Raw genomic sequence first — 23,300 nt, forward strand, 5'->3', positions numbered from 1 at the left:
GCCCCCACCGACACCGTCAAATGTAAATGCGACGTCGACTCGATTCATCACTCCAGGGTGTAAGTCTCGCGACGTCGGATTGTAGAAGTCATTTTGCCATGGAAGAGGCCGACCTTCATTGCGGAATCCGATATTGCCGCGCAAAGGTTGCGCTCCTATCAAGAACGCCCTCGCATTCTTAGCGACTCGACGACCTTTCGATTGACGACGCATATCCTTATCCAAATTGATCGGGCAAAGCTATTGCCTTTGATGAAGGGGTCCGGCGTGTTGCCCTGCAAGGTCACGTCTCTCTTGGGGACGAAGCTCACTTCAAGCAAAGGCCGCTTGAAGTAATCGCCGTACATGAGGTACAGCAGGCCGCCGGCCGTTGCAATTGCGGCGACAACTTCCATCCAGTCTTTGAACGAGAGATTGCGCATGCATCAAATATAACGCCGCCCGACGGCAGGTTCAAAGCCCGGGCTGCGCCAGCCGCCGCGGCGAAGTGCATCGAATTGTCAAAGATTTCGCGGCCGGCGATTCATTTGGAAAAGTCATCCATCTGACAGTCGTCGAATTGCGGCGTCGGTGCTCGGACGCCATATACGCCGCTCGTGCCCCTCTCCGCGACGGGCGGCATCAATAATGTTCCAGAACGCTTTACGATCCATTTCTCGGGCCCTAAAGTGGTGCGGCATTGCAATGCCTGCCACTCTATTGCCCTCGCTCCCCGTCCGCAAACTGTCTCGGTTCCTGCCTCCGATTTAGGCTGCACTCACCGGCTGGCCGCAAGAGTTACGAATGGCACGCGTAGGATTCTTGTGCCGGTGGTATCGTGACCGGTATGGAAGACGAACCCCCCAAAGAGCCGCCGGCCATGCCAGCTTACTACTACTCCTTCAGCTACCCGGCGCCGCTTACCTGCAGCGAAGGGAAGAAACGGAAGTGTGAGGCGATCGGCGAGAAGATCGTCGAGCAGCTGAAGCTGCGCAAGCAACGGCGGAGTCGCTGGCGTCCGCGAGAGGGTTAGTACCCAGCCTCCCGGCCTAAGTCAGATTTGTCGCTGCCAGAGAGCGCAGAGCAGCAACAGTACGGCGAGAATTTCGCCGCCGATCAACATTGCAGGGTAGCCGCGCAGGGCTCGGAGCCTGATAGCCATGCTGCCATTCTAGCCGCGATCTCTGAAATGAGACCGGCTAGGATGTGTCCACGGCTATTGAAAAAGAAAATGATGGCTTAATCCGCTGCCATCAAGTAGGATTTGCAGCCGCAGGCCGGTGGCTACTTCATCAAAATTGTACTGACTTTTCTGAAGGGACGTCTAATGAAGTCTTTCAAGTGCGGCTTGGCAGCTATCGTCATAATAGCGACGCTTCCGCGTGTCGCGACGGCGGAGATTATCTTCTGGACGGATCCGGCCGAGCGATCCGGATCACATTTCGTTCGCCGCGCAGGTCCGGGCCCGGGGTTGCAAACCATTATCGGCAACTTGCGCGATCCGCGCGGAATGGCAGTCGATTCGCTAAATGACAAGATCTACTGGACCGAACCGGGCCTAGGGAGTATCAGTCGCGCCAATTTCGACGGCAGCGGCATCGAACAAATCGTCGCTACCTCCAGCGCTGGCGGCGGCGTGGCGCTTGATGTATCGGCGGGAAAGCTCTACTGGACAGACGGCGTCCCAGGTAGCGGCCTGATCAAACGAGCCAATTTAGACGGTTCGGTCGTTGAGACCATTGTTCCAAGCGGTCCCTTCCATCCGGCAGGAATTGCACTCGATGCCGTCAATCAGAAGGTTTACTGGACAGACCTTGAAGGTCACCTCGACGGGGCTGGTCGAATTCAGCGCGCAAACTTCGACGGGTCAAATATCCAAACCATTCTCTCCGGAATCGACGAGGCCAACGGTCTCGCGCTTGATCCGTCGGCCGGTAAAATTTACTGGCCTGACTTGACCACGAATCGGATTCAACGGGCGAATCTCGACGGCACCAACGTCGAGGATATTGTGACAGGCGTTGATGATCCCACGACGGTCGCGCTAGACCTGACGGCGGGCAAGATTTACTGGACCGATTCCCAACCGACTCCTGCCGTCAGCAACAGGATTCAGCGTGCCAACTTGGACGGGTCGGGTATTCAGGTCATCGTCTCTGGAGTGGGAGTTCCGTGGGGCGTTGCGGTCGATCCGACGCCAGTCCCTGAGCCGATAGCTGGAATCATGGCCCTGATCGTTTGGGGCACCGCAGTCGCCATCGTTCGGAGGACGAATTAGCGCGAGCAGCATCGCTGAACCTGCCTTCCGGTTCGTCAAACCCACAGCGACGGCCGAAGTTGCTCTACTAGCGAATGCAGACCCCCAGATGCTGCCATAACGGTCTCCACAGAATCGCGGATTAGTTACAGGTTCCCACGCGATTATGGGGGTGGGGCCAATTCCAAAAACGTCACGGGTAGCAGAGTGGGGCCCCCCCTACGTGTTTGGGGGAGTATCGTTGGACACTAGGCCGATGATCTGGCGTCGAACTTCGGCAGAGATGCTTGACCATCGGTCTAGTAAAAACGCGAGATCAGGGTCTGTCGTAGAAGAGGTTTCAGATATTGCACCGGAATATGCAGCGCGTCCATTGCCACGGTCGGATGAATCGTCGGTGTTTATGGGGCCGAATGCACTTTCGTTCGAATCCCTCCGGGCGTACTGATCTTTTCTTGGCCGAGATCTTGGCCGCCGCCGACTTGCGGCACGCGTTCGGGTTATCGCTGCGGCGCCTCCCGCATTCGGCGAATTGTGGTGGAGCGGCGGGCACTCATCGCTTAGCGCCGAACGCCTCCGGCCAGTCTTCCAATCCGTTGAAGCCGTTGGCGATGTGACGGTCAAGTTAGCGGGCGACGTTGGTGAGCGCCGCCGCTTCGACCCGCTCCCACGGGTTGGCGTTGTCGGCGAGCGCCGTGGTCACAATTTCGGTCCAGGTCGTCGCTGGATCTTCAGAGGGTTCGGGTGAATTTGGGGGATTTGTTGACTCTAATCTCCGAACTGCATATGCTCACGCACAGCTGACCGTGGGGGGAACAACAAGGGAGCTGGGGCGATGCGAGAACTTCTTTTCTTCCTGCTGGCTGTTTTGCCGGCAGTCGCGGCTCAAGCCGAACCGTATGGCCTATACGATCCGGCAACTGGAGATGTTCTCGTTGGCGGCCTGTACGGACATCTTTCCGCGACTCTGCATTCAACTGCCGGCCGACTGCGGCCGGAGCTTCTTTCAGAGCCCCCGGTTTTTTCTCCGTCGAACGCTCAAGCGCCGTTGGTCCTAGCGCAGGGGTCGCTGCCCGGTTACTGGATTGTCTGGCACATGCCATGGCCACCCCATACGCACGTCACTCCACTTGCGCGTCTTGAGGTCAATTCGATTTCTCTAAGAGCGGCCGTCCCACCGCGGACGCCGACGATCGATTTGAGCTTACAGGTCTCTGACGGAATCACCGTACTATTTTCTAGGCTGTTGCAGGTGCCTGAACCCAACTCGCTGATCGGAAGTGGAATTGCTCTGCTCAGCCTCGCCGCACTCCGCCGCCGCAAGTAACCCCGCCGCGGCGCTAAACGTGGCGTTTCCTCGCTACGCGATCCTAGCCCGCCTCACGCGTTCCGACGCCTGCCAGTGTGGTTCCCATTGCCCACCTTCGAGCGCGCGAACTGGGGTATCTGGTGCGGTCAGTTTATCTTCGCGCTTCGGATTTGGCTCGGCGTCGGCAGGAGGCGACGAGCATTGAGCCTGCGATCGTGATCAGCGCTCCCACTGATGGTTCCGGAACCGAGAACTCAACGATGGCAAGGTGTGGCGAGAAAGAAGAGTTTGGGTCATGCAAGCCGATCACATCGTTCCAGTAAGACCATGATGTTTCATACAGGGACAGAGCTAGGTAATCTTCACCCTCAGGATTGAGGCGAGGAACCATTGGCTTGTTGTCAGGCTCGACGGGGCCTCCTCCCGGAATGAACGTTAACCAGTTTTGATAATCGAGGGCTTGGCCGTTGTATTCTCCTTGCCAGAATTGCTGACCCGCTTCAGGCCCGGCGACCCAACGCCATTCTCCTTCGACTGCCGCATCGCTGGCAGCAATCCAATAATTCTCAATGGTACTAAACGGCCGACCCCCTAACTCCTTAAAGTAACCAAGAACAAAATCCTCCTCCGCTTGTGATGTGATCGTGGCAAGGTGACCGGGAATGCCTAAGTGCGACATCGACGCCGCACGCGTCAGGGCAACTGCAAATGGCATTTGTCGCCGAACAAACCTTTCGTCATCCGCCCCATTGAAGAACGCATAGTAGTGCCCGTTGTCAGGGTTGCGAGCAGGCTCGCTCATCCACGCGAAAGCAGGCATCGTTGCCGAGAGACTAGCGGCACAGAAAAGAGCGCACAGAAGTATGCGTTGCATTGAAGAGTTGCGTGGTTGCTGCCCCGGCAGCATGATGCCAAGTTATCGGATGGCTGTCAATCAAATTTGGCGGGTCGCATCGAACTCACCCTCTCATTCCTGCGAGCGGCGAAGCCGGCGTGAGAAAAACGCCATGACTCCAACAATCAGCGTCAGGCCGCTTGGCTCCGGTATACGGACGGGATATAGCGTAGCAGTCGATGTGCGAGTGATTTCTAAACCAGTGCGTACACTAAACTGCGCATTGGGCGGCGAAGTGGCAGTTGAAACATACTGGCTGAAGTCGCGCCCCGGAATACGCAAACCAATAGCAATGCTCGCGTTCGGGCTAACCTCGCCAAAGTCAAAACGCACCCCAGCGGTTCCTAGATACCGTCGAGTGAGGTTTTCGACTCCCTGTGACTGGTGGAGACCGGTTCCTCCGTCTTTTACGGTGACGAAGAACGGACTGGTAACTGTCGATCCATGCGGAGGAGAACTTTCCGGAAATGGAACGGTTATTTCTTCGTAATTGAATGGATATACGACGAAACTATACTCTTCCTGCCTAGCGTTGTAGTCGATGACCATCTTCCACGTGCCAAACAGTCGGCTCGCGACACTTGGCCAATCACTGTAAGTCCGTTCGTTGGAAAAGGTGAAATCCTCTCCCAACGCATTGTAAATCTTGTAACGATACCATGGACCAGCGCCGAGCGCAAAAAACGTGAACTCGTTCGTGCCATCGGGCGCTCGAAACTCCTCAAGAATAATTGCGGCCGGGGTATGAATCAAAGCTCCATTGGCATGCCACGGCAATATGACGGACACGACGATAAAAGATAAAGCCGGCGCGAGGCTGCGATACGCAGCTAGAATCCTCTCCATAAGTTTGCTCCCGATGCCCCTTCCGCAGTCACTATACCTGCGGGTCGCCTTTCTCGCAAACTCTCTCGTTTTCGTGCTGTTACCGACGCACAGCACTAAAGCAGTCCTAGCCCCCAGCCTCCCGGCCGGGGTCAGCGATTCGATCGCCTGGCCATCCACATTCCGCCGCCCATGAGTACGAACGATGCGGCTATCCCGGACAGCTTTCCAAGATCGTTGAACATGAGCAGGAATAGGCTGGCAAGCATCAAGACGACGCCAACGAGCGTGGTTAAGGCCCTTGCGATCCTGCCCCGCATTCTAACCGCCGCCGAGGCGGGTGGGGAGCGAACGTGTTCCCGTTACGGATGCCATCTGCAATTCACACTCGTCGAACGTGATTATTTGCAGGCACGTCTGGCATGACGAAGTCAAAAACGCTTTTTGCTTCGAGCTAATGCGGACGTCGCCATACCAAAAAAACAAGACTGTGGGTGGCCGGTTCCGGGACTGGCGCCCACATCACAGCGAAAGTTTTACCCCCCGAAGTGGCGGAGCCGACCACATTTCCGTTTGCATCGACGCCATAGGCGGTTGAGCTTGTAAACGTTTCGCTTAGGTTTGCTAGAGACGAATGCAAATCGACCATGCTGTCGGGCGACCCCTTCCATAGCAGGGCGTGGTACTCTCCGACGGCAATTTGTCCCCTTCCAACTTGGTACATTCCGGCCGCGCTTCCTATTTCGCTAGATTGGAAACCGGCAGGGTGGAAATCAACGGCACTTGCAGCGGTTCCCGTCCATCCCAGCGCATGCAGTTTGTCGTTCGTCGCAGGTCCCAAGCCAACGCCAAATTGCTTCTCGCCGACGACACCCACTGCAACGCTATAATCGAAGCCAATTGGATTCAGGTCGACTACGCTGTCTTTTGTGCCGTTCCAAAGCAGTGCGTGCTCCTTACCTCCTGTCGCCGAACCGAAGCCAGACCCTACTTGATGAGTGGCTGACAAACCGTCTCCATACGTCTTATCGAATCCAGCCGGATGAAGATCAACTACGCTGTCGGCGGTTCCTTCCCACAAGAGTGCGTGAATTGGTCCGCTCGAACCTATATCCCCGCCGGACCCAATTTGGCGGTCACCGAATATGCCATTAACTTCTGTTGACGTGTATCCAGGCGGATGAAGGTCGACGACTGAAGCAGCCGTCCCGCGCCATAAAAGTGCGTGTGTTGGAGAGTTCGCAATTCGGCCCTTCCCAGCCTGGCTATTCTCACCAACGGCATCGACTTGCGAACTGACGAAACCGTCGGGGTGGAGGCTAATCATACTGCTCGCCGTCCCGTTCCATATCACCGCTCGGCTAATCGCACTAGGATGGAGAGAATAACCGCCCTGCGTACCGTCGAAGATAGCTGAGGCGATCATGCGCTCCTCGCCCGACGGATTCAGCAGTGTAACTGAATAAGGCGGCGCCCCGAATGAGTGGGCGGAGCTTCCGACGAAGAAGGTGATGGTTGCGGCGATGCGGGTAAACGAAATCATTAGCTGCTCCGATGCGTGTTTTGCGAAAGCATATTTACCATACAAAGGCGGGCGGTTTGCGTCAAACGGAGTTCCAAGTCTGATTATCGCATATTTCACAACGCCACCGCCATCCCCAGCAACCCAGCCACGACCGTCGTGGCGACGATCGCCGAGCGGATCGTGAAGCGGCGGCCGAGCCTGAGCGTCCCAACGCCCGCGAGTGCGAAGATGAGGGCGGGATACCAGAGAGGGAAGTAAACAGCACTTCTGTATCGCCCAACCATCCCTTGCCGATTCAGTTCCTCGTTAAACTGTGACAGAACCGAATCGCGAACGAGCTTAGATTCGAATTGCAAATAGGGCCGCGGCTTAGCTAACTGCCCCTGCCTCACGCTCAACACTCCAGTCCGGTCAATTGCTTAAAAGAAGAGCGGAGTGACATCCGACTCACACCATAGCGTGCTGAGAACTTTCGGATTCGAAGCGGTCCATCCCCACAACGCCAAACAACCAACGCTGGCCGCGAAGAGAACGGACGCGAGCGCGTCGCGGAGGGAGCAAATCATGTCCGCTAGTATAGCGGAGTTCGCGGGCGACTTCGCGAACTGCTATCGTCCGGGGCAGGGAAAACCTCGTTGCTTGGCGCCGAGCCCGCTCGAAATCGCCACTGCCGTCTTGCTTGTCCTCATTGCCGGAGCGATCGCCGCCGTCGCCACGAGTCGCAAGAGATGATTTCGCAGCAGAACGATGCGAGGAAGAGCAGCAGGCAGAAGGTGTGGCATCGGCAGCCGCCCCGCCCTCGCGTCGCCCCGCGCTCACTCTGAGCACGTTGCGCAAGTTGGCCCCATAAGAAATTGATGGTCGTACTGGCGCCGGCTGCGGCGGCGCCTACGGAAAATCGTTGTGCAAACTTTTTTGCCGTTTCCACATGTCGTCGACGTCGCGAATGCGATTTGCGTCAATTTTCGCAGTGTCGCGATGCTGAAAAATACAGCGCCTCATGCCCTTGGCGATCTCGGTCGATAACCTCACTCGTCAACTCACTGACGCCTTCCTTGCAGGCGCCACCGCCGGGGTTGCGCAAGCAATTCGCGGCAACTGCAGAAGGCGACCTTTCATGCGGCGCCGGTCGAGCGATTGCTCGGCGACGCGCTCATGCGGCCAACGAGCGCAAGGCTATTCGACCGCTTCGTCGTTGCTTGCGGACGCGGCGATCCAGCGCTTCAGCCGCTCGCGCCAGGCGGGCCGCTGTGACATCCGCTCGCGCGCGGCGGCGCGGACGTGATCGCGGTAGGACTGCTGAAGCAGCTCGAGATCGGCTTCGTCGACGGGCATCATCCGGAGCGACACGCTTCCCATTTCGTCCGTCGACTCACGGCCCCACTTCACCGCTACCGGCGGGTTGCTGGGATTGCGCGGGTTGTCGGCGGAGTTGTCCCAGGTGACGCGGGCCTCGAGCCGCGTGCCGGCAGGGAGGCGGACGAATTCTTCGTATTGGTACTGTTCCTGCCAGTTGAAGTCGAAGTCGTTGATCCGCAGCAGGTCGATCGCTTCGCCGTTGGGGAGCGTGGCGGTGAGCTCCATCTCTTTGCCGAGGTAATGAGCGTGCGAGTTCACGCCGAACGCATCGACGGCGACCGGGAGCGTGAACGAATCGGTTTTCGTGTAACGCTTCTCGCCGGCGGGAATCTCGACGCCGGCCAGCGCGCCGAACACTGGCGGCAGCTGCACGCCGGTGAAGCTGCGCTCGGGCTTTTTATCGGCGAAGTAAATGCCGACGACGGAGCGTTCGCGCTCGACGGTTCCTGAGGGGTGAAAGTGGGTCGAGAGGATCAAATCGGCGCCGGCGGGGACGCGGAAGGCGAGGCCCGCGGGCAGCGGCAGAGGCGAGGCGCCGACGGCCCAACCGCCGAGGCTGCGGCCGTTGCTGCCGCCGCCGAGATCGCCTTGCCCGCGACCGCGGCGGGCGGCGCCTTCGAACGACAGACGTGCGAAGCCGGGCTCTCGGCTTGCCTGGCCGGTGGGATCGAGGAAAAACAGGCTGTGGTGCACGACCGTCGGGGCGCTTGGGCGAAACTCGACGGCGCGGACCCATTTGTCCTCGGTGAGGCCGAGCGGGATCGCGAAGTTGCGGTAGAGATCGGGCCCGTCGGCGGGGACTTCGAACTCTTCGCTCATCTGGACGATGAGGTCGGGCTGGCCGAGTTGCCAGCCAGGGGTGAACTCTGGCTGCGGCGGCAGGTCGGCGGCGTCGCCCTCGGGCATGCCGGCGTCGACCCAGGCCCGGAGCAACTCAATTTGGTCGTCGGTGAGGCGGCGCTCGCCGTGGAAAGCCGTCGCGATCGGCTCGGCATGCCAGGGCGGCATGTAGCGCGAGGCAGTGACGGCGGTGACGAGGTCGGCCCGCTTCTTCACGTCTTGGTAGGTGAGGAGCGCAAACGGCGCGGCTTCGCCTGGGCGATGGCAGGGAGCGCATTGGGCGAAGACGATCGGCGCCACGTCGCGGTTGAACGTCGGCGCTGCGGGTTTCTCGTCGTTGGCGCCGGCGGAGCGTGGAACGGCGCCGGCGATGATCAGCGTGAGTGCGGCGGCAGTCGCTGCCAATGGGCGGAAGGTGAGACGGTGCATCGTTAGTCCTGCGAAGTCGTTGAACAAGTTCGGGAGGGCGAAGCTCCCGCTGAGCCGGAAGCGTCGAGAGACTCTCAAGGGGTGCGCGGCTCGGCGGGAGCCTCGCCCTCCCCTGCTTTTTCGGCGAAGGGAATGTGGCAGCCGAGCGCTTTGGTCACTGGGTTGGCGACCGGCCGACCGTCGGCGACGGCGGCCAAGGCGTCGTGGAAATCGTGTTCGGTCGCTGCGCGGCGTTTGCGGCCGAGGGCTTCGTAGAAGTTATCGATGCGGCCGCGATAGAGAATCTTGCCCGCGCGGTCGACGATGATCGCTTCGGGAGTGATCTTGGCGTCGACGCGGCGAGCGATCGATTGGGCGTGGTCGAGGATCACCGGCGCGGTGATCTCAAACTTCTCGACGTGTCGCTGCGCGGCGTCGGCGGTGACGTCGGGATCGGAGTGGATCATAAATAGCGGGACGCCGCTGTCAGCGAACTCCTCGCCCAGCTTGCGGAGGGTCGGCTGGTAGAAGTTGGCGATCGGGCAGTCGGGGGTGATGAAGACCAGCGCGAGGGCGCGGGTCGTGGGATCATTGAACGGTTGGCGGGTTTGACCGGCGAGGTCGGTGAGCGACCATGGGGCGGCGGTCGCATCCGCCGGCGCGGCAGCGCGGGTCATGGCGGGAAACGCCGCGTGGAGGGTAAGAAGGAGTGCGATCGTGGCGGTTCGCAGCATGGGTCTTCGCGATTCCGGTGGTCGTTGGGTGGACGAAGTATAGTTGTCGAGACGGGGACCGAAGGGGGACGAAAAACTGGGGGGAACTGCGGAATTGCCGTTCTATAGGGATTTCTGTCCCCCTGTTGATGGGGGAGCGACAATAGATACAGGCGAGTCTCCGATTGGATGCGGCAGCCGTCATCCACAGCGAAGCGAAGGATCTAGCGCCAGTTTTCGGCCAGATTCTTCGCGGGTTGACCCTGAGCGGGGCGAAGAGCTCAGAATGCCCATACTCACCAGAAACTGACACGAGTGAGGCGTCGAGCCGGTATGGATGCTAAGGGTGTGTTTGAAATTCTCGTCCGCGAGCATGCGGGGATGCTGAGGGTCTATCTTCGCTCGGCGGTTCACGATGCGGCGGCGGTCGACGATTTGTTTCAGGAGACGATGCTCACCGCGTGGCGGTTGATCGATCGGTTCGATTCAAGTCGGCCGTTTGGGCCGTGGCTGCGCGGGATTGCCGGGAAGCTCGTGCTGGCTTGGCGACGGCAACATGCGACGGCGCCGCGATTGTGCGATGCGGCGGCGCTGGAGCAACTCGACGCGCGGCTGAGCGACGTGCAGCGGTTGCCCGGCGACACGCTCGATGAGAAGCTCGACGCGCTGCGGAGGTGCGTCGCCGCATTGCCCGATCACTATCAGGCGACCCTCGACGGCCGGTTTCGCGATCAGCTGAGCGCGCTGGAGATCGCGGCGCGGCTGCAACTCAATCTGGAGACGGTGAAGAAGCGGCTGCAGCGGGCCCGCGCGCTGCTGCTTGATTGCATGCTAGGCAAGCTGGCGGCGCTGGAGGGAGGCGTATGAACGCCGACGACTCGCTCCATTCGCTCGACGACTTGGCTGGAAGGGTGCTGGACGAACAGGCGCCGTTGGAGACGGCCGCAATGGCTGCGCTGTCGGCCGACGAGCGGCGGCGGCTGGTCGATTTGCAGTGGATCGATGCGCTGCTGGCGCATGGATCGTCGGCGGAAGCGGCGGCGGTTGAACGGTCGGTGGCAGCTGTGCTGGCGGGGTTAGCGGGGGCCGCTAAGCCGCGAGAGGCTGTGATCCGGGGAGAGCGCGCGGCTCGGCGGCGGTGGTTGCCGGCGGTGAGTTTGTCGTCGCTCGCCGCGGCGGCACTGGTGACGTTGGCGATCGGAGTCTGGTGGCAGCGCGGTTCGCAGCAGGCGATGGCGATGGTCGAGCGCTCGTATCAGGCGGCGCTCGCGCCGCTCGATCGGACTTACGACGTGACCGTCGAGCGGACGGGCGGGTCGATGCGGTCATTGAAGTCGACGTTGACCGTACGCGGCGGCGACAAGTTTTTGTTTGAGCAGCGGGGGCCGTTGGGCGGAGTGTACCGCCTGGGGACCGACGGCCATGGGTATTGGTTTATTCCGCCCACGGGTTCGATTGTGCGGGCCGAGACCGACGCGTTTCTGCCGGCGTGGATGCGCCGGGCCTCGACCGATTTGCCGACGCTGCAGGTGTCGACGCTGCTAGCGCGGATGCGGGACTACTACCAACTCCAGCGGTTGCCCGACGAAGCGTTGGCGCCGGGCAGCCGGGAGCTATCGCATCTGCGGGCAAACTGGTCGGCGGGACGACCGCTGGGCTGGAAGCCGGGGCGCCTGCCGCCGGAGCAGGTCGAACTGTGGGCCGACCCCGTTAGCGGCGTCGTCGAGCAACTGGTGCTGACGCTGCCAACCGACGAACGCCGGCGGGCGCGCCGCGTGACGCTGCGACTGGCGGAGGAGAAGAATTTGGATGAGAGCGCGTATCGCGCCGAGACGTATGCGCCGGACCGGGAGTCGGTGATGGCGCCGGGGGCGTGAGTGAATGGCGCACGATGCGGCGTGAAACACAACCCCTCTGGTCCCCTCCGCTTGAAGGGGAGGGAGCCAGAGAGGTTTGCCCCGCGACAAAATTAGGGTGACGCGGCGGTTTGGGCCTCAGGTTCGGCGGGCGCGGCGGCGGCCGGCGGGACCGGCGTGTTCGTCGCCATGCGCTTGTCGATCTTCATCGTATCGAAGAGCCGCCCTTCGAGGTCGAACGCCTTGAACTCCAACGTGCGGCCGTTCACCGACGCGATGCAGTAGTGGTGGCCGTGCTTCACGTTGTTTTGGAACCAGGGTTTGATCGGGCCGGCCGTTTCAAGCCCGCCCCCTGCGCCGCCGGTGACCATGTAAATGGTGCCGTCCTGCTCCTGGATCTTATCGGCCTTCATCGGCCACGAGCGTTCGTAGCTGTGGATGTGGCCGTTCCAAACGACGTCGACGCCGTAGCGATCGTAGAGGGGCACTAGCGCGCGGATGCGCGTGTCGCCGTACTCGGAGCGTTCGCCCTTCCACATGTCGCCGTAGTCGTCTTCGTCGGAGGAGTAAGACGGATGGTGGTAGCAGACGAACTTCCACGTGGCGTTGGAATCGGCGAGTTGCGATTCGAGCCACTTGTATTGTTCGCTGTCGGGATCGACGCGCTTGTTCGAATCGATCATGAAAAACTGTGAATTGCCGTAACGGAAGGTGTAGTAGTACTCAGGATCGGGAACCGAGACGTAGTTGTAATAGTGGGCGGCGTTTTGCTCGTGGTTGCCGATGGAGGGGAAGAACGGAGAGCGCGACGCCAGCGGCTGCATGCCAGGGAAGAATTCATGGACCCATTGGTCCTTGTTGGGGCCGCTATCGACGAGATCGCCGGCGATGATCGTGAAGTTGGGGCGTTGCATCCAGAGTTGATCGGTCAGTTGCTTGCAGGCCTTCGGATTCCCCTGAGTGTCGCCGAGGATGCCGAAGGAATAGGGCGTCTCCTCGTTATTGGCCGTTTGGAAGGTGAGGAGCGGGCTGCGGATCGAGCGGCCGCGGTCGTCGGTGGCTTCGACGACGTAGGCGTAAGGCGATTGGGCTTCGAGATCAGTGAGGCGGATCTCGTGGATCGTGGCCTCTTCGCCGACGGCTTCCTTGCCGAGCTCGCCCGTTTCGCCGTAAAGAACCTTGCCCTTTGCCGGTCGAGAAGTCTCCCACATGACGGTGATGCCGTCCTGCGTAACGAACTGCAAGTAGGGAGTGATCACGAACGTCATGTCGTCGGAAGTCTCGACCGCGTCAAGTTTCGTGAGATCGCTGCTGTGGTCGAATTCATGCTTCACCCATTTATCGGTAGCGGTGAGATCGTAGACGGCGACGTCGCGGATGAGGCCCTGATGGCACACGAACTCGTCGTGGTCGAACGTCGCGCCAATAACGTAGGGGGCGTAGCGCGTTTCGTAAACGGGTCCGTGCTGCTCGTCGCTCACGGCGTCGAGCTCGCCGTTGACGTAGAGCCGCATTTCGGCGCCGTCGTAGGTGGCGACGACGTGGTAGTACTTGCCGAGTTCATACTTCGTCTTGCCTTCGAGAATCGTCGCTTTGCCGTTGCCGTCGTCGGAGCCGCTAGCGGAGACCGCGAAGCGGAAGACGCGATCGTTGTAACCGAGAAGGAACCCCTTCTCGCCGTCGCCGTCGGCTTCGAATTGGCCGATGATGGCGCCTTGCGGATTGGGGGCTTCAATGACGACCCATGCGGAAAGGGTGAAGTAGCGATCTGGCTTCGGGGCGGTTTCGTCGGTGATTTCGAGATAGTCCTGCACGCCGTCGCAACGGAGCGCGGCGCCAAGTTTGTCGGTGACGAGCTGGGGGGCGCCGAAGATCTTGGCGTCGGGACCGAGACGGGCCTCGACCTTGCCGTCGGTAACCGTCGACTTGTTGAAGAACCAATGGGAGACGGGGTCGGGGCCTTCGTGGGCGAGCGAGACGTGCGTCGTCGTGAGGCAGCAAAGCGACGCCAGGACGGCGGCGCATGTGACGTAACGAGGCATGGCGGGGGGCTCCGGTGGACGAGCGGTCGGGAGGGCGAATGCTGCCGCGGCGCGCATCGTGGGCGTGCGACGAATGGACGGATGATAGCGGCCAAGCGTGAAGAATCGGCGCGCTGTTAGCAGTATAAACACAGCCCGGGCGACCGGCTCGGAGTTCATGCGCAGCGAGGCCGACGATTTGCGGGGAAGAATTCGGCCGTGAAGCGATGCATGAGTCGCTAGAGAGAATCAAGCGGATGACGTTGGCCGGCGATCAATCTCTTGGCGCTCTTGCCGCCTAGCGAGCCCTGCTGCGGCCAAAAAGCATCGCGGCGCCCAGGAGACAGAGGGTGGCGGCCGCTGGTTCGGGGATGGCGGCGACGGCCGCGGCGGCGCCGCCCAGCGATTGGCCGAAATGTGCGGTGAGGATGGCGAGGTCGAGATCGTCGACGACGCCGTCGTGGTTGCCGTCCGCGGCGAGTCCGCCGCCGCTGACGCCGAAAGCGCGTTGCCAGACGAGCAGGTCGTTGCCGTCGGCGTCGCCGTCGCCGTCGAAGTCGCCCGGCTGCGCGACGACGGCGGATTGAACGGAGAGCTGAAGTTGGTACAGCTGCACGTTGGTCGTCGAGCCCGAGACGCGGACGTAGTACTGCCCGGCTGCGGGGAGGCTGACGGCGGCGAGCGACTCGACCAGGCCGGCAGCCGAGCTACTGGCCGTACCGAGGAGCGTCGTGCCGTTCGTGCCGTACACGGCTAGCGTGAGATCATTCCGGGCGTTCGCGTCGAATGACGACTGCGCGCCCCCTTCGGCCCCCTGAAAGAAGACGCCGCCCAGGGGCGTGAGCGTCACGTCGAGGAGCGACGCCGAGTTGACGGTGAAGCTGAAGAAGTCGAAGTCGCTGGAGTTCGCGATACTGACGAAGTCGGTCTCGTTGGCGCCAACCGATTGGCCCGACGCTGCGGCGGCGCCGATCAACTTTGAGCCGCCGGCGGCGATGGCGCCAAGACTGGTGGCAAGACCAAATGAATCGTTGCCCGCGCCGTTGTTGGTCTTTTCGAGCGCGTCGCCGTACAAACCGTGGAGTCCGCGGACGTCGTCGAGCTGAGGGCCGTCAAAGCTTGTGTCGATGAAGGGTTCCATTAGTAGATGGTCGCTCGACGATTCAATATGGAGCAGACCGAAGGCATGACCCAACTCGTGCATCACGGTGTTGCGAAGCTGGCGGTAATTGTTGGCGGAGTTGCTGTAGAAGGCAGTCTCGCCGGTGTCGATCACCATGTCGCCGTTGTTAGGGAGATAGGTGTAGGCGAGCGTGCCGTTTGGGCCGTCGATGGCGGCGCCGCCGATGCGAATGTCGCCGCGCACGCCGAGCGCGCCGGCGGCGTTGCCCCCCATCTGGACGCCGTTGTCGTTCGGTTCGTAGACGAAGTTGATGCCGCCGAGCTCGGTCCAGCGATCGAAGGACTCTTGAAACAAACTGAACCAGGGCCGCGCGCTGAAATTGTTGCCGCCCGAGCTGACGCCGAACAGGCCGTCGAGGTAAGAGATGAGATTGCTGGAACCTTCGCTGACGATCGACGTGCCGTCGGCGACAAGGCTCCAGGTGATCGTGGCGCCGTCCCCCTGCACGCCGGTGGAGCCGGAAGCGGTCGTGCTCCAGCGATCGTCGGGAATGTAGGCGGCGGCGTCGCGACCGACGGCAAACGTGGCGACGAGCGCCGTCAGCGCGGCGAGCAAGAGCGACGTTGGCTTGGCGGGGTGTTGCAGCATGGTTCGGTGACTCGATCGTAACATGAGCCCGGAAAGTACGGGCAGAGCAGAAGCGTTTTCCGGGGGCAAAGTTAATGACGGGCGGCGGCCCCTGTTGGAAGGCTGGCGGCGTTTTTGATTCAACGCTCGCGTCAAAGGGGCTGCCGCCCGCGGCAACAAGCGAAGCTGAACCCATCAGCTTGTCAAACGGCGCAGGCGATAGGCTCGCCATCCGGCGGCGGCAATGATCGCGACCAGTCCGGCGGTCGCCGAGGGCTCGGGAACCGGCGTTACCGTCGCTTCGCCGGTTGTCGGCGGCGTGCATGTTTGCATGCCTGTAAGGGCGAGGGCTTGGAGGGCGGCGCTGGCGCCATCGGATCCGTCGCCGGTCGTGCCGCCGGCCGCGACGATCTGATCGAGGTAACTCGTCAGGTCGGTTTGGAACGTCGTGTAAGTCGCGAGATTTTCTTCGAGCGTTGCTTGCTTCTCGGTAAGCGTTTCGATTTGCAGCGTTAGCATGTCTTGTGCGGAAGTGATCCAATCAACGATTCGCGCGAGACGAGTTTCGGAAAGATCGTCGCGAGCTTCATACGTTGCCAGCAGGTCGGCATAGAATGTCAGGTCGTCGTTGGCCCTGGCGACGTAGTCGTCGATGTGTTCGATCGTCCGCTCGACGCCAGTGAGGAACCAGTCGTAGCGATCCACCAGCCATTCGGTTTCGTCGACGAGGTCGGCGTAGTCGTCCGTGCTGTAGTAGTCCGTACTGTCGTCAGCGACCCCCTCGTCGTAGGCCGACATGATGTCGGCGAGCTGATCTTCGAAGCGGTTCTGAATGACCTCGACGTCAAGGCCGCCGTGGCCGCGACCGCCATGCCGGTGGCCGCCGCCGGCGAAGCTGATCAATCCGGCAAGCGCGGGTGACGCGGCGAACAGTATGACGAGGTAGGCGGAGAGGGAAAGGGTGCGTGTCATGATGCTGTTCCTTTAGCAGAAAGCGTGGTTGAGTTGCGGGGAGGGCGAGACTCGGCCCGGGGGTTGCGGGAACTACCGCTGGAAGCCACGGTAGAAGAAGCCCATCGCGCGGTCGCCGACGCCGAACATGCCGAAGCCGCTGCCGCCGTGGCCGCAGCGCGCGAAAAAGTCTTGCTGTTCGCCTAGGCCGAGGTTCGTCGCGCCGCCGACGACGGCGGTATCCGCCACGGTCGCCGCGTCGTCTGCATTGGCGCTGACGACATTTAGATCGCCGTCGATTTGGCCGTTGTGCGTCAGCGAATTGTCGCCGGCGCCGAGTCGTGCGAAGACGCTATCGGCAATCACTGCCGTCCCGGCGATTGTGATCACGTCGTCGCCGTCGCGGCCGTCGTAGACCACGGAGCCGTCGATCGTGCCGGCGACCGTTACCGTATTGTCGCCATCGCCCAGCGAGAGCTTCAGGTTGCGTTCGATCTCAGCTGCGGCGTCGATCGTCACCTGGTCGTCGCCGTCGCCTCCCTTGATGCTGAGCCGGCCGATCGCGCCGCTGATCTCGACCGTGTTGTCGCCGTCTCCGAGTTGTAGTGCGGCCGAGCTCTCAATCGTCGCATTGAGCGTCACAACGTCGTCGCCGTCGCCGCCGCGATAATTGACGTCGTCGACGGCCGTGCCCGACACCTGAAACGTGTTATTGCCGTTGCCCAGGCGGGCATAGACAGTGTCGACGACGTTGCTGCCGAGCGTGACGGTGACGGAGTTGTCGGCGCCAGCGGTCCGATCGAGATTAATGCGGACGTCGTCCGTGACCCCGGTCAAGACGTCGGCGTCGGCGATGACGACGCCATTGTCGGTGACCCGGTAGGCGCCTGCGCTGACGGCGACGATCTCCACCGCGCCGTCGGCGTCGCCGGAAACGATGAGATCGCCGCCAGCCGAGACGGCGGCGGTGACCGCGAGCGCCCGGCGGTTTTCCAATGATTCGAAGGTTCTCAGTCGTCGATAGGTCATCGCTGCTGCTCCTACGGAAAAAGTGATTCGTGCCCGTCGGTTCCGGGGGCGAGGGGGCAAAGAAAGGGACGAAGCCGACGCGCAACGTTGCTCGCCTGCAAGTCGCCGGCTGGCCGCTGGAAAGCGCCCACGAGTCGCCCCGGCCTGCCTCGTCGACTCCGTCCCTGGGCCAACTGACCGGTAAATCAAGGAGAGCGCAACGGGGGCGTTGCGACGCTTGTAGCGGCCCAACCGCCTGGTTTTTCGCGGGCGACCGCAATTCCGCGACTCGACCGGGCGAGTGGGGTTGAAAGTACAGTCGGACCGCGGATTATTCTGAAATCGGGCGGGCCCGGCTCGGCCAGCGCCGCGGAAAACGGCAAGAATCGACGAGTCGAAACAATAAAACGGGCCGGCGTTGCGCTGGGTGGCGGGAATCGGTCTTCCAGAGTGGTCTCGTTACCGACCTGCTATTCGCCCCTGTCCTGAGCGATCTGCCATGGGAATAACCGCGACGATGCGTGCCGATTCCTCGAACGATGCCGGCGAGGATCGTACTCGCGATGACGTGGCGGCCCTGATCGGCCGTGCGCGACGCGGCAGCGGCGACAGCTTGGGTCGACTGCTGCAGATGTATCGCAATTACCTCATGGTGCTGGCGGGCACGCAGATTGAGCGGCGGCTACAACCGCGCATGAGCCCCTCGGACGTCGTGCAGGAGACCATGTTGCGGGCCCACGCCAACTTTGGTCAGTTCCGCGGCGCGTCGGAGCCGGAGTTGATCGGCTGGCTGCGGCAGATCTTGGTCAACAACCTGGCGAAGTTCGTCGAGCAGCACGTGCTCGCGGCTCGTCGCGACGTGCGGCGCGAGGTCTCGATCGAACGTTTGGGACGAGCGCTCGAACAATCGACGATTCAACTTGCAGCGCTGCTGCCGGCGGGAAACCGGTCGCCAAGCGCGGCCGCCCAACAACGCGAAGAGGCCGTGTTGTTGGCCGACCGATTGGCGATGCTGGCGCCCGATTATCGCGAAGTGTTGATTTTGCGGAATCTGCAAGGCCTGCCGTTCGAAAAGATTGCCGAGCAGATGGAGCGTTCGGTCAGCGCCACGCGGATGCTATGGCTGCGGGCGATCGAAAAGCTGCGCGGGCTGTACGCCGGGGAGCAATCGCATGAAGAGTGAGGCCGGCGCCGCGAGCTTCTCCGCCGACGCTCTGCCCCCTGAGGAGCAGGAGCGGATCGCATGCATCCTGGATGAGTATCTGGCCGCCGTCGAGCGCGGCGAACCAATGACGCCGGCGGGACTGCTCGCCGCGCATCCCGACGATGCGTCGCGGTTGCAAGTCTATTTGAGCGGCTTGCAGTTGTTCCACGCGGCCGCAGCGCCAGCAGCGAACGGCGGCCCGATTATTGATCGTCCGCGCGCGGGACGGACCATCGGCGATTACGAGCTGCTGCGGGAGATTGGCCGTGGCGGGATGGGCGTCGTCTACGACGCACTCCAGCGGTCGCTGCGACGACGCGTGGCGCTGAAGGTCCTGCCAGTGACGTCGTCGCAAGATCCGCGGCATATCGCGCGATTCAAGAACGAAGCCCAGGCCGCGGCGCAGGCGCAGCATCCGCACATCGTGCCGGTGTACGGCGTCGGCGAGGCGGACGGCGTCCACTATTACGCGATGCAGCTCATCGAAGGCGAATCGCTGGCGTGCTACGTGCGTCGCGGTTCGCAGGCGGCGGATCAACCGGCGCCGAGCACCTTGATGAACAACACGCAAACCGCGTGGTTGCCCCGAGCGCAGCCCTTCTCGATTCCGCCCAGCGGCGCTGCGGCGGTCGGTGATTGGACTCCGCGAGTCGCCCGGGGCGGCATCCTGGAGACGAAGTCCCACGTCGAGTGGGTGGCGCGACTTGCCGTGCAGGCGGCGCGCGGACTGCACGCGGCGCACGAGTTCGGCGTGATCCACCGCGACGTCAAGCCGTCGAATCTGCTCGTTGATCGCAGCGGAAAACTCTGGATTACCGATTTCGGCTTGGCCCGCATGCGCGAGGCCGAGGCGCTCACCCACACGGGCGACATCCTCGGCACGATGCGCTACATGAGTCCGGAGCAGGCGCTCGGCCGGACGGCGCTTGTCGACCACCGTACCGACGTCTACTCGTTGGGAGTGACGATCTACGAGTTGGCGACATTCGTCCATCCGGCCGAGGGCGCCGGCGACGTGCAATTGTTCTTCGAGCGGACGCGACAGAGTTACCGGCCGTTGCGGCATTGGGAGCCGCACGTGCCGATCGACTTCGAAACCATTGTCCTGAAGGCGATGGGCGAGTTTCCGCAAGATCGCTACGCGACGGCGGCCGAGATGGCCGACGATCTGGAAAGGTTCCTCCGCGGCGAGCCGATTCATGCCTGCCGGCCGAGCCTCGCGACGCGGGCGGCCAAATGGGCGCGGCGGCATCGCGCTGCGGTGATGACCGCGGCGGGAGTGGCCGCTCTGGCGTTCGTCGGCATGGCAGCGAGCGTCGTGATGATTGCCGCCGAAAAGGCGAACGTCGTCGCGGAGAGCGAACTGCGGGAAGACGCGCTGCGCGTGACGCGCGAAGCGCTCGATGAGTTCACGATACTCTACGGCGAGCAGTTGGCGGGGATCAACGGCGCCGAGGGCGTTCGCCGGCAAGCGTACGAACGTGGGATTGCCTACTACGAAGAAGTCGCTCGACAATCGGCCGACGACCCACGACTGGCGGCTGATTACGGCATGGCGGTCGGGAAGCTCGGAACGATCAAGGCAAAAATGGGCGACGACCGGCATGCCCTGGAGTTGCTGCAAGAGGCGCAACAGAAGTACGAGCGGCTGCATGCGGAGGAGCCCGACAATGTTGACTACGCCCGTCGACTGGCGCTCAGCCTGAACAACTATGGATTGCAACTGGGGAAGATGGGGCAAAGCGCCGCGGCGCTTGACTGCTTGCGGAAAGCTGCGGAGTTGCAGGCGGAACTGGAGCTTACCGTCGGCGAGTCGTCAGACCTGAAGAGCGACGTCGCCGCCACGCAGAGCAATTTGGGGATGGTGCTCAGCAGCAGCGGCAATCGAACGGAGGCCGCCGCACATTTCGCCGCGGCAACGGAACTGCAATGGGAGGCGTTGCGCCAAGCGCCGGATGATCCGCTGGCGATGCGGAATCTCGCCGCCGGGTTGAGCAATCTCGGGGCCCAGCAACAGCAACACGGGAAGTTGGCCGCGGCAGCCGACTCGTTCAAAAAAGCGATGGAGCTGCGTCAGCAGTTACTCGCGACGGCGCCCCTTAACCAAAGCTATCAAGCCGAGCTAGCGCGTTCGCTCAATAACTACGGATACACGCTGTCGTTGGCGGAGGACTGGCTATCTGCCGAGAAGCACTATCAGGCCGCGATTGACTTTCAGGAACAACTGGTCGCTGCGTCGCCGCAGTCGCTGCAGCATCTGCGCGACGTAGCGGTGAGTTACAACAATCTGGGCCGCGTCCAAACGCAACTGCCGCATGGGCGACAAGCGGCGGAGAAATCGTTCAATCAGGCGCTCCAGCGGCAATTGAAAGTGTTGGAGGCCGAGCCTAATGACGTCGCCACGCTCAGCCACCTCGGGGGCGTCTACAACAACTTGGCGATGCTGCAGGAGGCTGACGGGCGGCCGGTCGACGCCGAGGCGAGTTTCAAGCAGGCGATTGCGCGACAACGGCAGGCGCTCGACCTGGCCGGCGAACACCGCTTTATTCGACAGCTGTTAAGCAAGCACTACTACAACTTCGCCGAGAGCCTCGCGAATCGAGGACGGTACGCCGAAGCGCGACAGGCGGCCATCGAGCGGCGCGACCTTTGGCCGCACGATGCGGAGTTGCTGCTGTCGGCGGCCGAGCAACTCGCCGCGGTGAGCGAACGAGCTCGCCGGGCCGGCGCGAATTCGGCGACAGCGCCGTCGCAGGAGCCGGAAGCTGCCGCGGTTGCCGCGGTGGAATCGCTGCGCAGCGCGATGGTCGCGGGGCTCGACGCATCGAAATTGAATTCGCCGGCGCTACGAACATTGAGCACGCGACAGGATTTTCAGCGGCTAAGTGAAATTGCGTCGGGAGAACATCGCACCTCCCAGAATCTGGCTCGAGAATAGGCACTGCCATGTGGCGCTGCGTGACACAACTTGTCGAACGGTTTCGCGAGCGTGAATCGACGCCCACCAGGGGAGCCGTGCGCTCGACCCGTCTGGCGATGGAGACGCTCGAGCAGCGGACGGTGCTGTCGGCGAACTTCGGCGTTGATTACGAGGCGCTCGCCTATCAAGAATTGACCGCTCCGCCGGCGCCTCGCGTGACGGCCAGTGAAGTCGCCGCGGCGATCTTCGCCCATGCAGCTAGCCGGACGCAGACGCCGTCATCCGCGGGGGATTACTTTCCGAGCGCGCCGGCGGCAGAAGTCTCCTACATTCTGATTGTTCAGTTTCGCTCCGATGTCCACGCGCCGAGCGGAGCTGCCAGCGGGAAGGCGCCGCTGGCGAGTGCGTGGAACGGCGGCCACGGCTCGGCTGCCCCGACGGCGTCGAATCTGGAGGCGGCGCTGAGCGGGCTGGGGGCCTTGAGCACCAAGGCGCCGCAACGGGCCCAAGCCCAAACGACGCCCAGCGTCGACGCCACTTCGTCGAACGCCGCTCAGTCGGCATTGCTGGAAGCGTTCGATTCGTCGCGACCTCCCGCCTTATCGACGGCCCTCGAACATTGGCGCGAATTGGCGCGGAGTGCAACGTCGCCGATCCTCGCGCCGATCGTCCTGACGACGAACAACGATCAGGCGTCGGCGACCGCCGTCGCGTCGCTCCTGGCGAACGACGCCACCCTGGCGGCGTCGTTCGAGGTCGTTGATAACGCCGCGAGTCACGACGCCGCATTCGCCGGTTACGCCTTGGTGCGAGACGATGACGCCGGGTCGGACGAATATGTGCGTCTGCTTGCCGAGGATCAGTCGCGTGATGAGACTGACGACGATAGCGGTTACGTTGAGCTCGACGAGTCGAGCGCTGTTCGCGAGGAAGGGCTGGCGAACGCCGCGGCCGAGACGCAGCGGGAGGCGATCGAAAGCGCCCTGCGTTCATTGGCGGGGCGTCGCGACGGCCGGCGGGCCACTCAACTGCCAAGCGACTGGCTGGAGCAGGCTTGGGCAGCTGGCATTGCCAATCTTCCGGCAGGCGCTGAGGTCGCTCGCGCCGCCGATGAGCCGGGCGGCATGATCTTGCTGCAGCCGATGACAGGCGGCGCCGGCGACGAACTCATCGCGGCCGGCGACATGCACGAGGTGCTGCGTACCGCGGTCGAGATGGAAGCGACCATCGGGGCGTATCAGGCGTTCGATGTTTCGATCGATGAAGCATCGGCGGCGGTGGCCCGGCCGGCTTCCGCCGACGAACTCGGCGCCAAGCGCGAGCGCGAGGAATCGACCTCCGAAGATGGGATCGATCGGCAGGCGGCTAGCGGGTTGGGAGTGTTGGCGGTCGGAGCCACGGCCTTGGCGGCGAAGCGACAGCTGGATGATCGCCGGCGGCGGCCGCGGTGAACCGCGGCTGCGGCGCATCGCGCCACGGC

The 23,300-nt window shown here is 62.3% G+C and carries 20 protein-coding genes; 9 read left to right on the forward strand and 11 right to left on the reverse strand.

The window, feature by feature from the left end; all coding sequences use genetic code 11:
* Positions 1–158: 158 nt before the first annotated feature.
* On the reverse strand, positions 159–422 hold the full coding sequence (locus tag I41_RS00750) for a hypothetical protein (RefSeq protein ID WP_145430018.1): 264 nt from the start codon (positions 420–422) through the stop codon (positions 159–161).
* Positions 423–826: 404 nt separating this feature from the next.
* Here I41_RS00750 and I41_RS00755 point away from each other — a divergent pair, with 404 nt between their 5' ends.
* The 3 genes from I41_RS00755 to I41_RS00765 all read left to right on the forward strand — a co-directional run bounded on the left by I41_RS00755 (position 827) and on the right by I41_RS00765 (position 3,563).
* Positions 827–1,012, forward strand: coding sequence for a hypothetical protein (locus I41_RS00755; RefSeq protein WP_145430020.1), 186 nt, complete (start codon positions 827–829; stop codon positions 1,010–1,012).
* Between the two features lie 231 nt (positions 1,013–1,243).
* Complete coding sequence (locus I41_RS00760; protein ID WP_145430022.1) at positions 1,244–2,257, forward strand: NHL repeat-containing protein; 1,014 nt, start codon at positions 1,244–1,246, stop codon at positions 2,255–2,257.
* An 814-nt stretch (positions 2,258–3,071) separates the two neighbouring features.
* Positions 3,072–3,563 carry a PEP-CTERM sorting domain-containing protein gene (locus tag I41_RS00765; RefSeq protein ID WP_145430024.1) on the forward strand — a complete coding sequence of 164 codons (492 nt, stop codon included), beginning with the start codon at positions 3,072–3,074 and terminating at the stop codon, positions 3,561–3,563.
* Between the two features lie 133 nt (positions 3,564–3,696).
* On the opposite strand, the gene I41_RS00770 is transcribed toward I41_RS00765, so the two are convergent.
* The 4 genes from I41_RS00770 to I41_RS00785 form a co-directional block, all read right to left on the reverse strand.
* Positions 3,697–4,419, reverse strand: a complete 723-nt coding sequence (locus I41_RS00770) for a lectin-like protein (RefSeq protein WP_168206588.1) — start codon at positions 4,417–4,419, stop codon at positions 3,697–3,699.
* A gap of 93 nt (positions 4,420–4,512) precedes the next feature.
* On the reverse strand, positions 4,513–5,286 hold the full coding sequence (locus tag I41_RS00775; protein ID WP_145430026.1) for a hypothetical protein: 774 nt from the start codon (positions 5,284–5,286) through the stop codon (positions 4,513–4,515).
* A 433-nt stretch (positions 5,287–5,719) separates the two neighbouring features.
* Positions 5,720–6,808, reverse strand: a complete 1,089-nt coding sequence (locus I41_RS00780) for a hypothetical protein (protein WP_145430028.1) — start codon at positions 6,806–6,808, stop codon at positions 5,720–5,722.
* A gap of 95 nt (positions 6,809–6,903) precedes the next feature.
* Positions 6,904–7,146 (reverse strand): hypothetical protein, encoded by a 243-nt coding sequence (locus tag I41_RS00785; protein ID WP_145430030.1) that lies wholly within the window; start codon positions 7,144–7,146, stop codon positions 6,904–6,906.
* Between the two features lie 208 nt (positions 7,147–7,354).
* Here I41_RS00785 and I41_RS26930 point away from each other — a divergent pair, with 208 nt between their 5' ends.
* Positions 7,355–7,522 carry a hypothetical protein gene (locus I41_RS26930; protein WP_168206589.1) on the forward strand — a complete coding sequence of 56 codons (168 nt, stop codon included), beginning with the start codon at positions 7,355–7,357 and terminating at the stop codon, positions 7,520–7,522.
* Between the two features lie 444 nt (positions 7,523–7,966).
* Here I41_RS26930 and I41_RS00790 read toward each other — a convergent pair whose 3' ends face one another.
* Together I41_RS00790 and I41_RS00795 are read right to left on the reverse strand one after the other, a co-directional pair.
* Entirely contained in the window at positions 7,967–9,418 is a 1,452-nt protein-coding gene (locus tag I41_RS00790) for a c-type cytochrome (RefSeq protein WP_145430032.1), read from the reverse strand.
* Between the two features lie 74 nt (positions 9,419–9,492).
* On the reverse strand, positions 9,493–10,131 hold the full coding sequence (locus I41_RS00795; protein WP_145430034.1) for a redoxin domain-containing protein: 639 nt from the start codon (positions 10,129–10,131) through the stop codon (positions 9,493–9,495).
* A gap of 312 nt (positions 10,132–10,443) precedes the next feature.
* On the opposite strand from I41_RS00795, the gene I41_RS00800 reads away from it, so the two are divergent.
* Positions 10,444–10,977, forward strand: coding sequence for a sigma-70 family RNA polymerase sigma factor (locus tag I41_RS00800; RefSeq protein ID WP_145430036.1), 534 nt, complete (start codon positions 10,444–10,446; stop codon positions 10,975–10,977).
* Entirely contained in the window at positions 10,974–11,987 is a 1,014-nt protein-coding gene (locus I41_RS00805) for a hypothetical protein (protein WP_145430038.1), read from the forward strand. The genes I41_RS00800 and I41_RS00805 overlap by 4 nt, the downstream gene beginning before the upstream one ends.
* A 92-nt stretch (positions 11,988–12,079) precedes the next feature.
* Here I41_RS00805 and I41_RS00810 read toward each other — a convergent pair whose 3' ends face one another.
* The 4 genes from I41_RS00810 to I41_RS00825 all read right to left on the reverse strand — a co-directional run bounded on the left by I41_RS00810 (position 12,080) and on the right by I41_RS00825 (position 17,717).
* Positions 12,080–14,008, reverse strand: a complete 1,929-nt coding sequence (locus I41_RS00810; protein WP_168206590.1) for a LamG-like jellyroll fold domain-containing protein — start codon at positions 14,006–14,008, stop codon at positions 12,080–12,082.
* A 277-nt stretch (positions 14,009–14,285) separates the two neighbouring features.
* Positions 14,286–15,758: a matrixin family metalloprotease gene (locus tag I41_RS00815; RefSeq protein WP_168206591.1), complete on the reverse strand. Its 1,473-nt coding sequence runs from the start codon at positions 15,756–15,758 to the stop codon at positions 14,286–14,288.
* Positions 15,759–15,932: 174 nt separating this feature from the next.
* Entirely contained in the window at positions 15,933–16,709 is a 777-nt protein-coding gene (locus tag I41_RS00820) for a hypothetical protein (protein ID WP_145430044.1), read from the reverse strand.
* A gap of 72 nt (positions 16,710–16,781) precedes the next feature.
* Entirely contained in the window at positions 16,782–17,717 is a 936-nt protein-coding gene (locus I41_RS00825) for a hypothetical protein (RefSeq protein WP_145430046.1), read from the reverse strand.
* Positions 17,718–18,213: 496 nt separating this feature from the next.
* On the opposite strand from I41_RS00825, the gene I41_RS00830 reads away from it, so the two are divergent.
* The 3 genes from I41_RS00830 (at position 18,214) to I41_RS00840 (ending at position 23,271) form a co-directional block, all read left to right on the forward strand.
* On the forward strand, positions 18,214–18,879 hold the full coding sequence (locus I41_RS00830) for a sigma-70 family RNA polymerase sigma factor (protein ID WP_145430048.1): 666 nt from the start codon (positions 18,214–18,216) through the stop codon (positions 18,877–18,879).
* Complete coding sequence (locus tag I41_RS00835) at positions 18,869–21,838, forward strand: serine/threonine-protein kinase (RefSeq protein ID WP_145430050.1); 2,970 nt, start codon at positions 18,869–18,871, stop codon at positions 21,836–21,838. The genes I41_RS00830 and I41_RS00835 overlap by 11 nt, the downstream gene beginning before the upstream one ends.
* Positions 21,839–21,915: 77 nt before the next feature.
* A complete protein-coding gene (locus I41_RS00840; RefSeq protein WP_145430052.1) occupies positions 21,916–23,271 on the forward strand; it encodes a coiled-coil domain-containing protein in 1,356 nt (451 codons plus the stop codon).
* Positions 23,272–23,300: the final 29 nt, after the last annotated feature.

The sequence above is a fragment of the Lacipirellula limnantheis genome (assembly GCF_007746075.1).
Taxonomy (GTDB): Bacteria; Planctomycetota; Planctomycetia; order Pirellulales; family Lacipirellulaceae; genus Lacipirellula; species Lacipirellula limnantheis.

What these genes read in the sequence shown, in the direction of transcription:
- I41_RS00835 (WP_145430050.1), top strand. Translation starts at nt 18,869, where the DNA reads ATGAAGAGTGAGGCCGGCGCCGCGAGCTTCTCCGCCGACGCTCTGCCC.
- I41_RS00790 (WP_145430032.1), bottom strand. Translation starts at nt 9,418, where the DNA reads ATGCACCGTCTCACCTTCCGCCCATTGGCAGCGACTGCCGCCGCACTC.
- I41_RS00815 (WP_168206591.1), bottom strand. Translation starts at nt 15,758, where the DNA reads ATGCTGCAACACCCCGCCAAGCCAACGTCGCTCTTGCTCGCCGCGCTG.
- I41_RS00770 (WP_168206588.1), bottom strand. Translation starts at nt 4,419, where the DNA reads ATGCAACGCATACTTCTGTGCGCTCTTTTCTGTGCCGCTAGTCTCTCG.
- I41_RS00795 (WP_145430034.1), bottom strand. Translation starts at nt 10,131, where the DNA reads ATGCTGCGAACCGCCACGATCGCACTCCTTCTTACCCTCCACGCGGCG.
- I41_RS00825 (WP_145430046.1), bottom strand. Translation starts at nt 17,717, where the DNA reads ATGACCTATCGACGACTGAGAACCTTCGAATCATTGGAAAACCGCCGG.
- I41_RS00765 (WP_145430024.1), top strand. Translation starts at nt 3,072, where the DNA reads ATGCGAGAACTTCTTTTCTTCCTGCTGGCTGTTTTGCCGGCAGTCGCG.
- I41_RS00830 (WP_145430048.1), top strand. Translation starts at nt 18,214, where the DNA reads ATGCGTGCCGATTCCTCGAACGATGCCGGCGAGGATCGTACTCGCGAT.
- I41_RS00780 (WP_145430028.1), bottom strand. Translation starts at nt 6,808, where the DNA reads ATGATTTCGTTTACCCGCATCGCCGCAACCATCACCTTCTTCGTCGGA.
- I41_RS00800 (WP_145430036.1), top strand. Translation starts at nt 10,444, where the DNA reads ATGGATGCTAAGGGTGTGTTTGAAATTCTCGTCCGCGAGCATGCGGGG.
- I41_RS00775 (WP_145430026.1), bottom strand. Translation starts at nt 5,286, where the DNA reads ATGGAGAGGATTCTAGCTGCGTATCGCAGCCTCGCGCCGGCTTTATCT.
- I41_RS00820 (WP_145430044.1), bottom strand. Translation starts at nt 16,709, where the DNA reads ATGACACGCACCCTTTCCCTCTCCGCCTACCTCGTCATACTGTTCGCC.
- I41_RS00750 (WP_145430018.1), bottom strand. Translation starts at nt 422, where the DNA reads ATGCGCAATCTCTCGTTCAAAGACTGGATGGAAGTTGTCGCCGCAATT.
- I41_RS26930 (WP_168206589.1), top strand. Translation starts at nt 7,355, where the DNA reads ATGTCCGCTAGTATAGCGGAGTTCGCGGGCGACTTCGCGAACTGCTAT.
- I41_RS00755 (WP_145430020.1), top strand. Translation starts at nt 827, where the DNA reads ATGGAAGACGAACCCCCCAAAGAGCCGCCGGCCATGCCAGCTTACTAC.
- I41_RS00810 (WP_168206590.1), bottom strand. Translation starts at nt 14,008, where the DNA reads ATGCCTCGTTACGTCACATGCGCCGCCGTCCTGGCGTCGCTTTGCTGC.
- I41_RS00805 (WP_145430038.1), top strand. Translation starts at nt 10,974, where the DNA reads ATGAACGCCGACGACTCGCTCCATTCGCTCGACGACTTGGCTGGAAGG.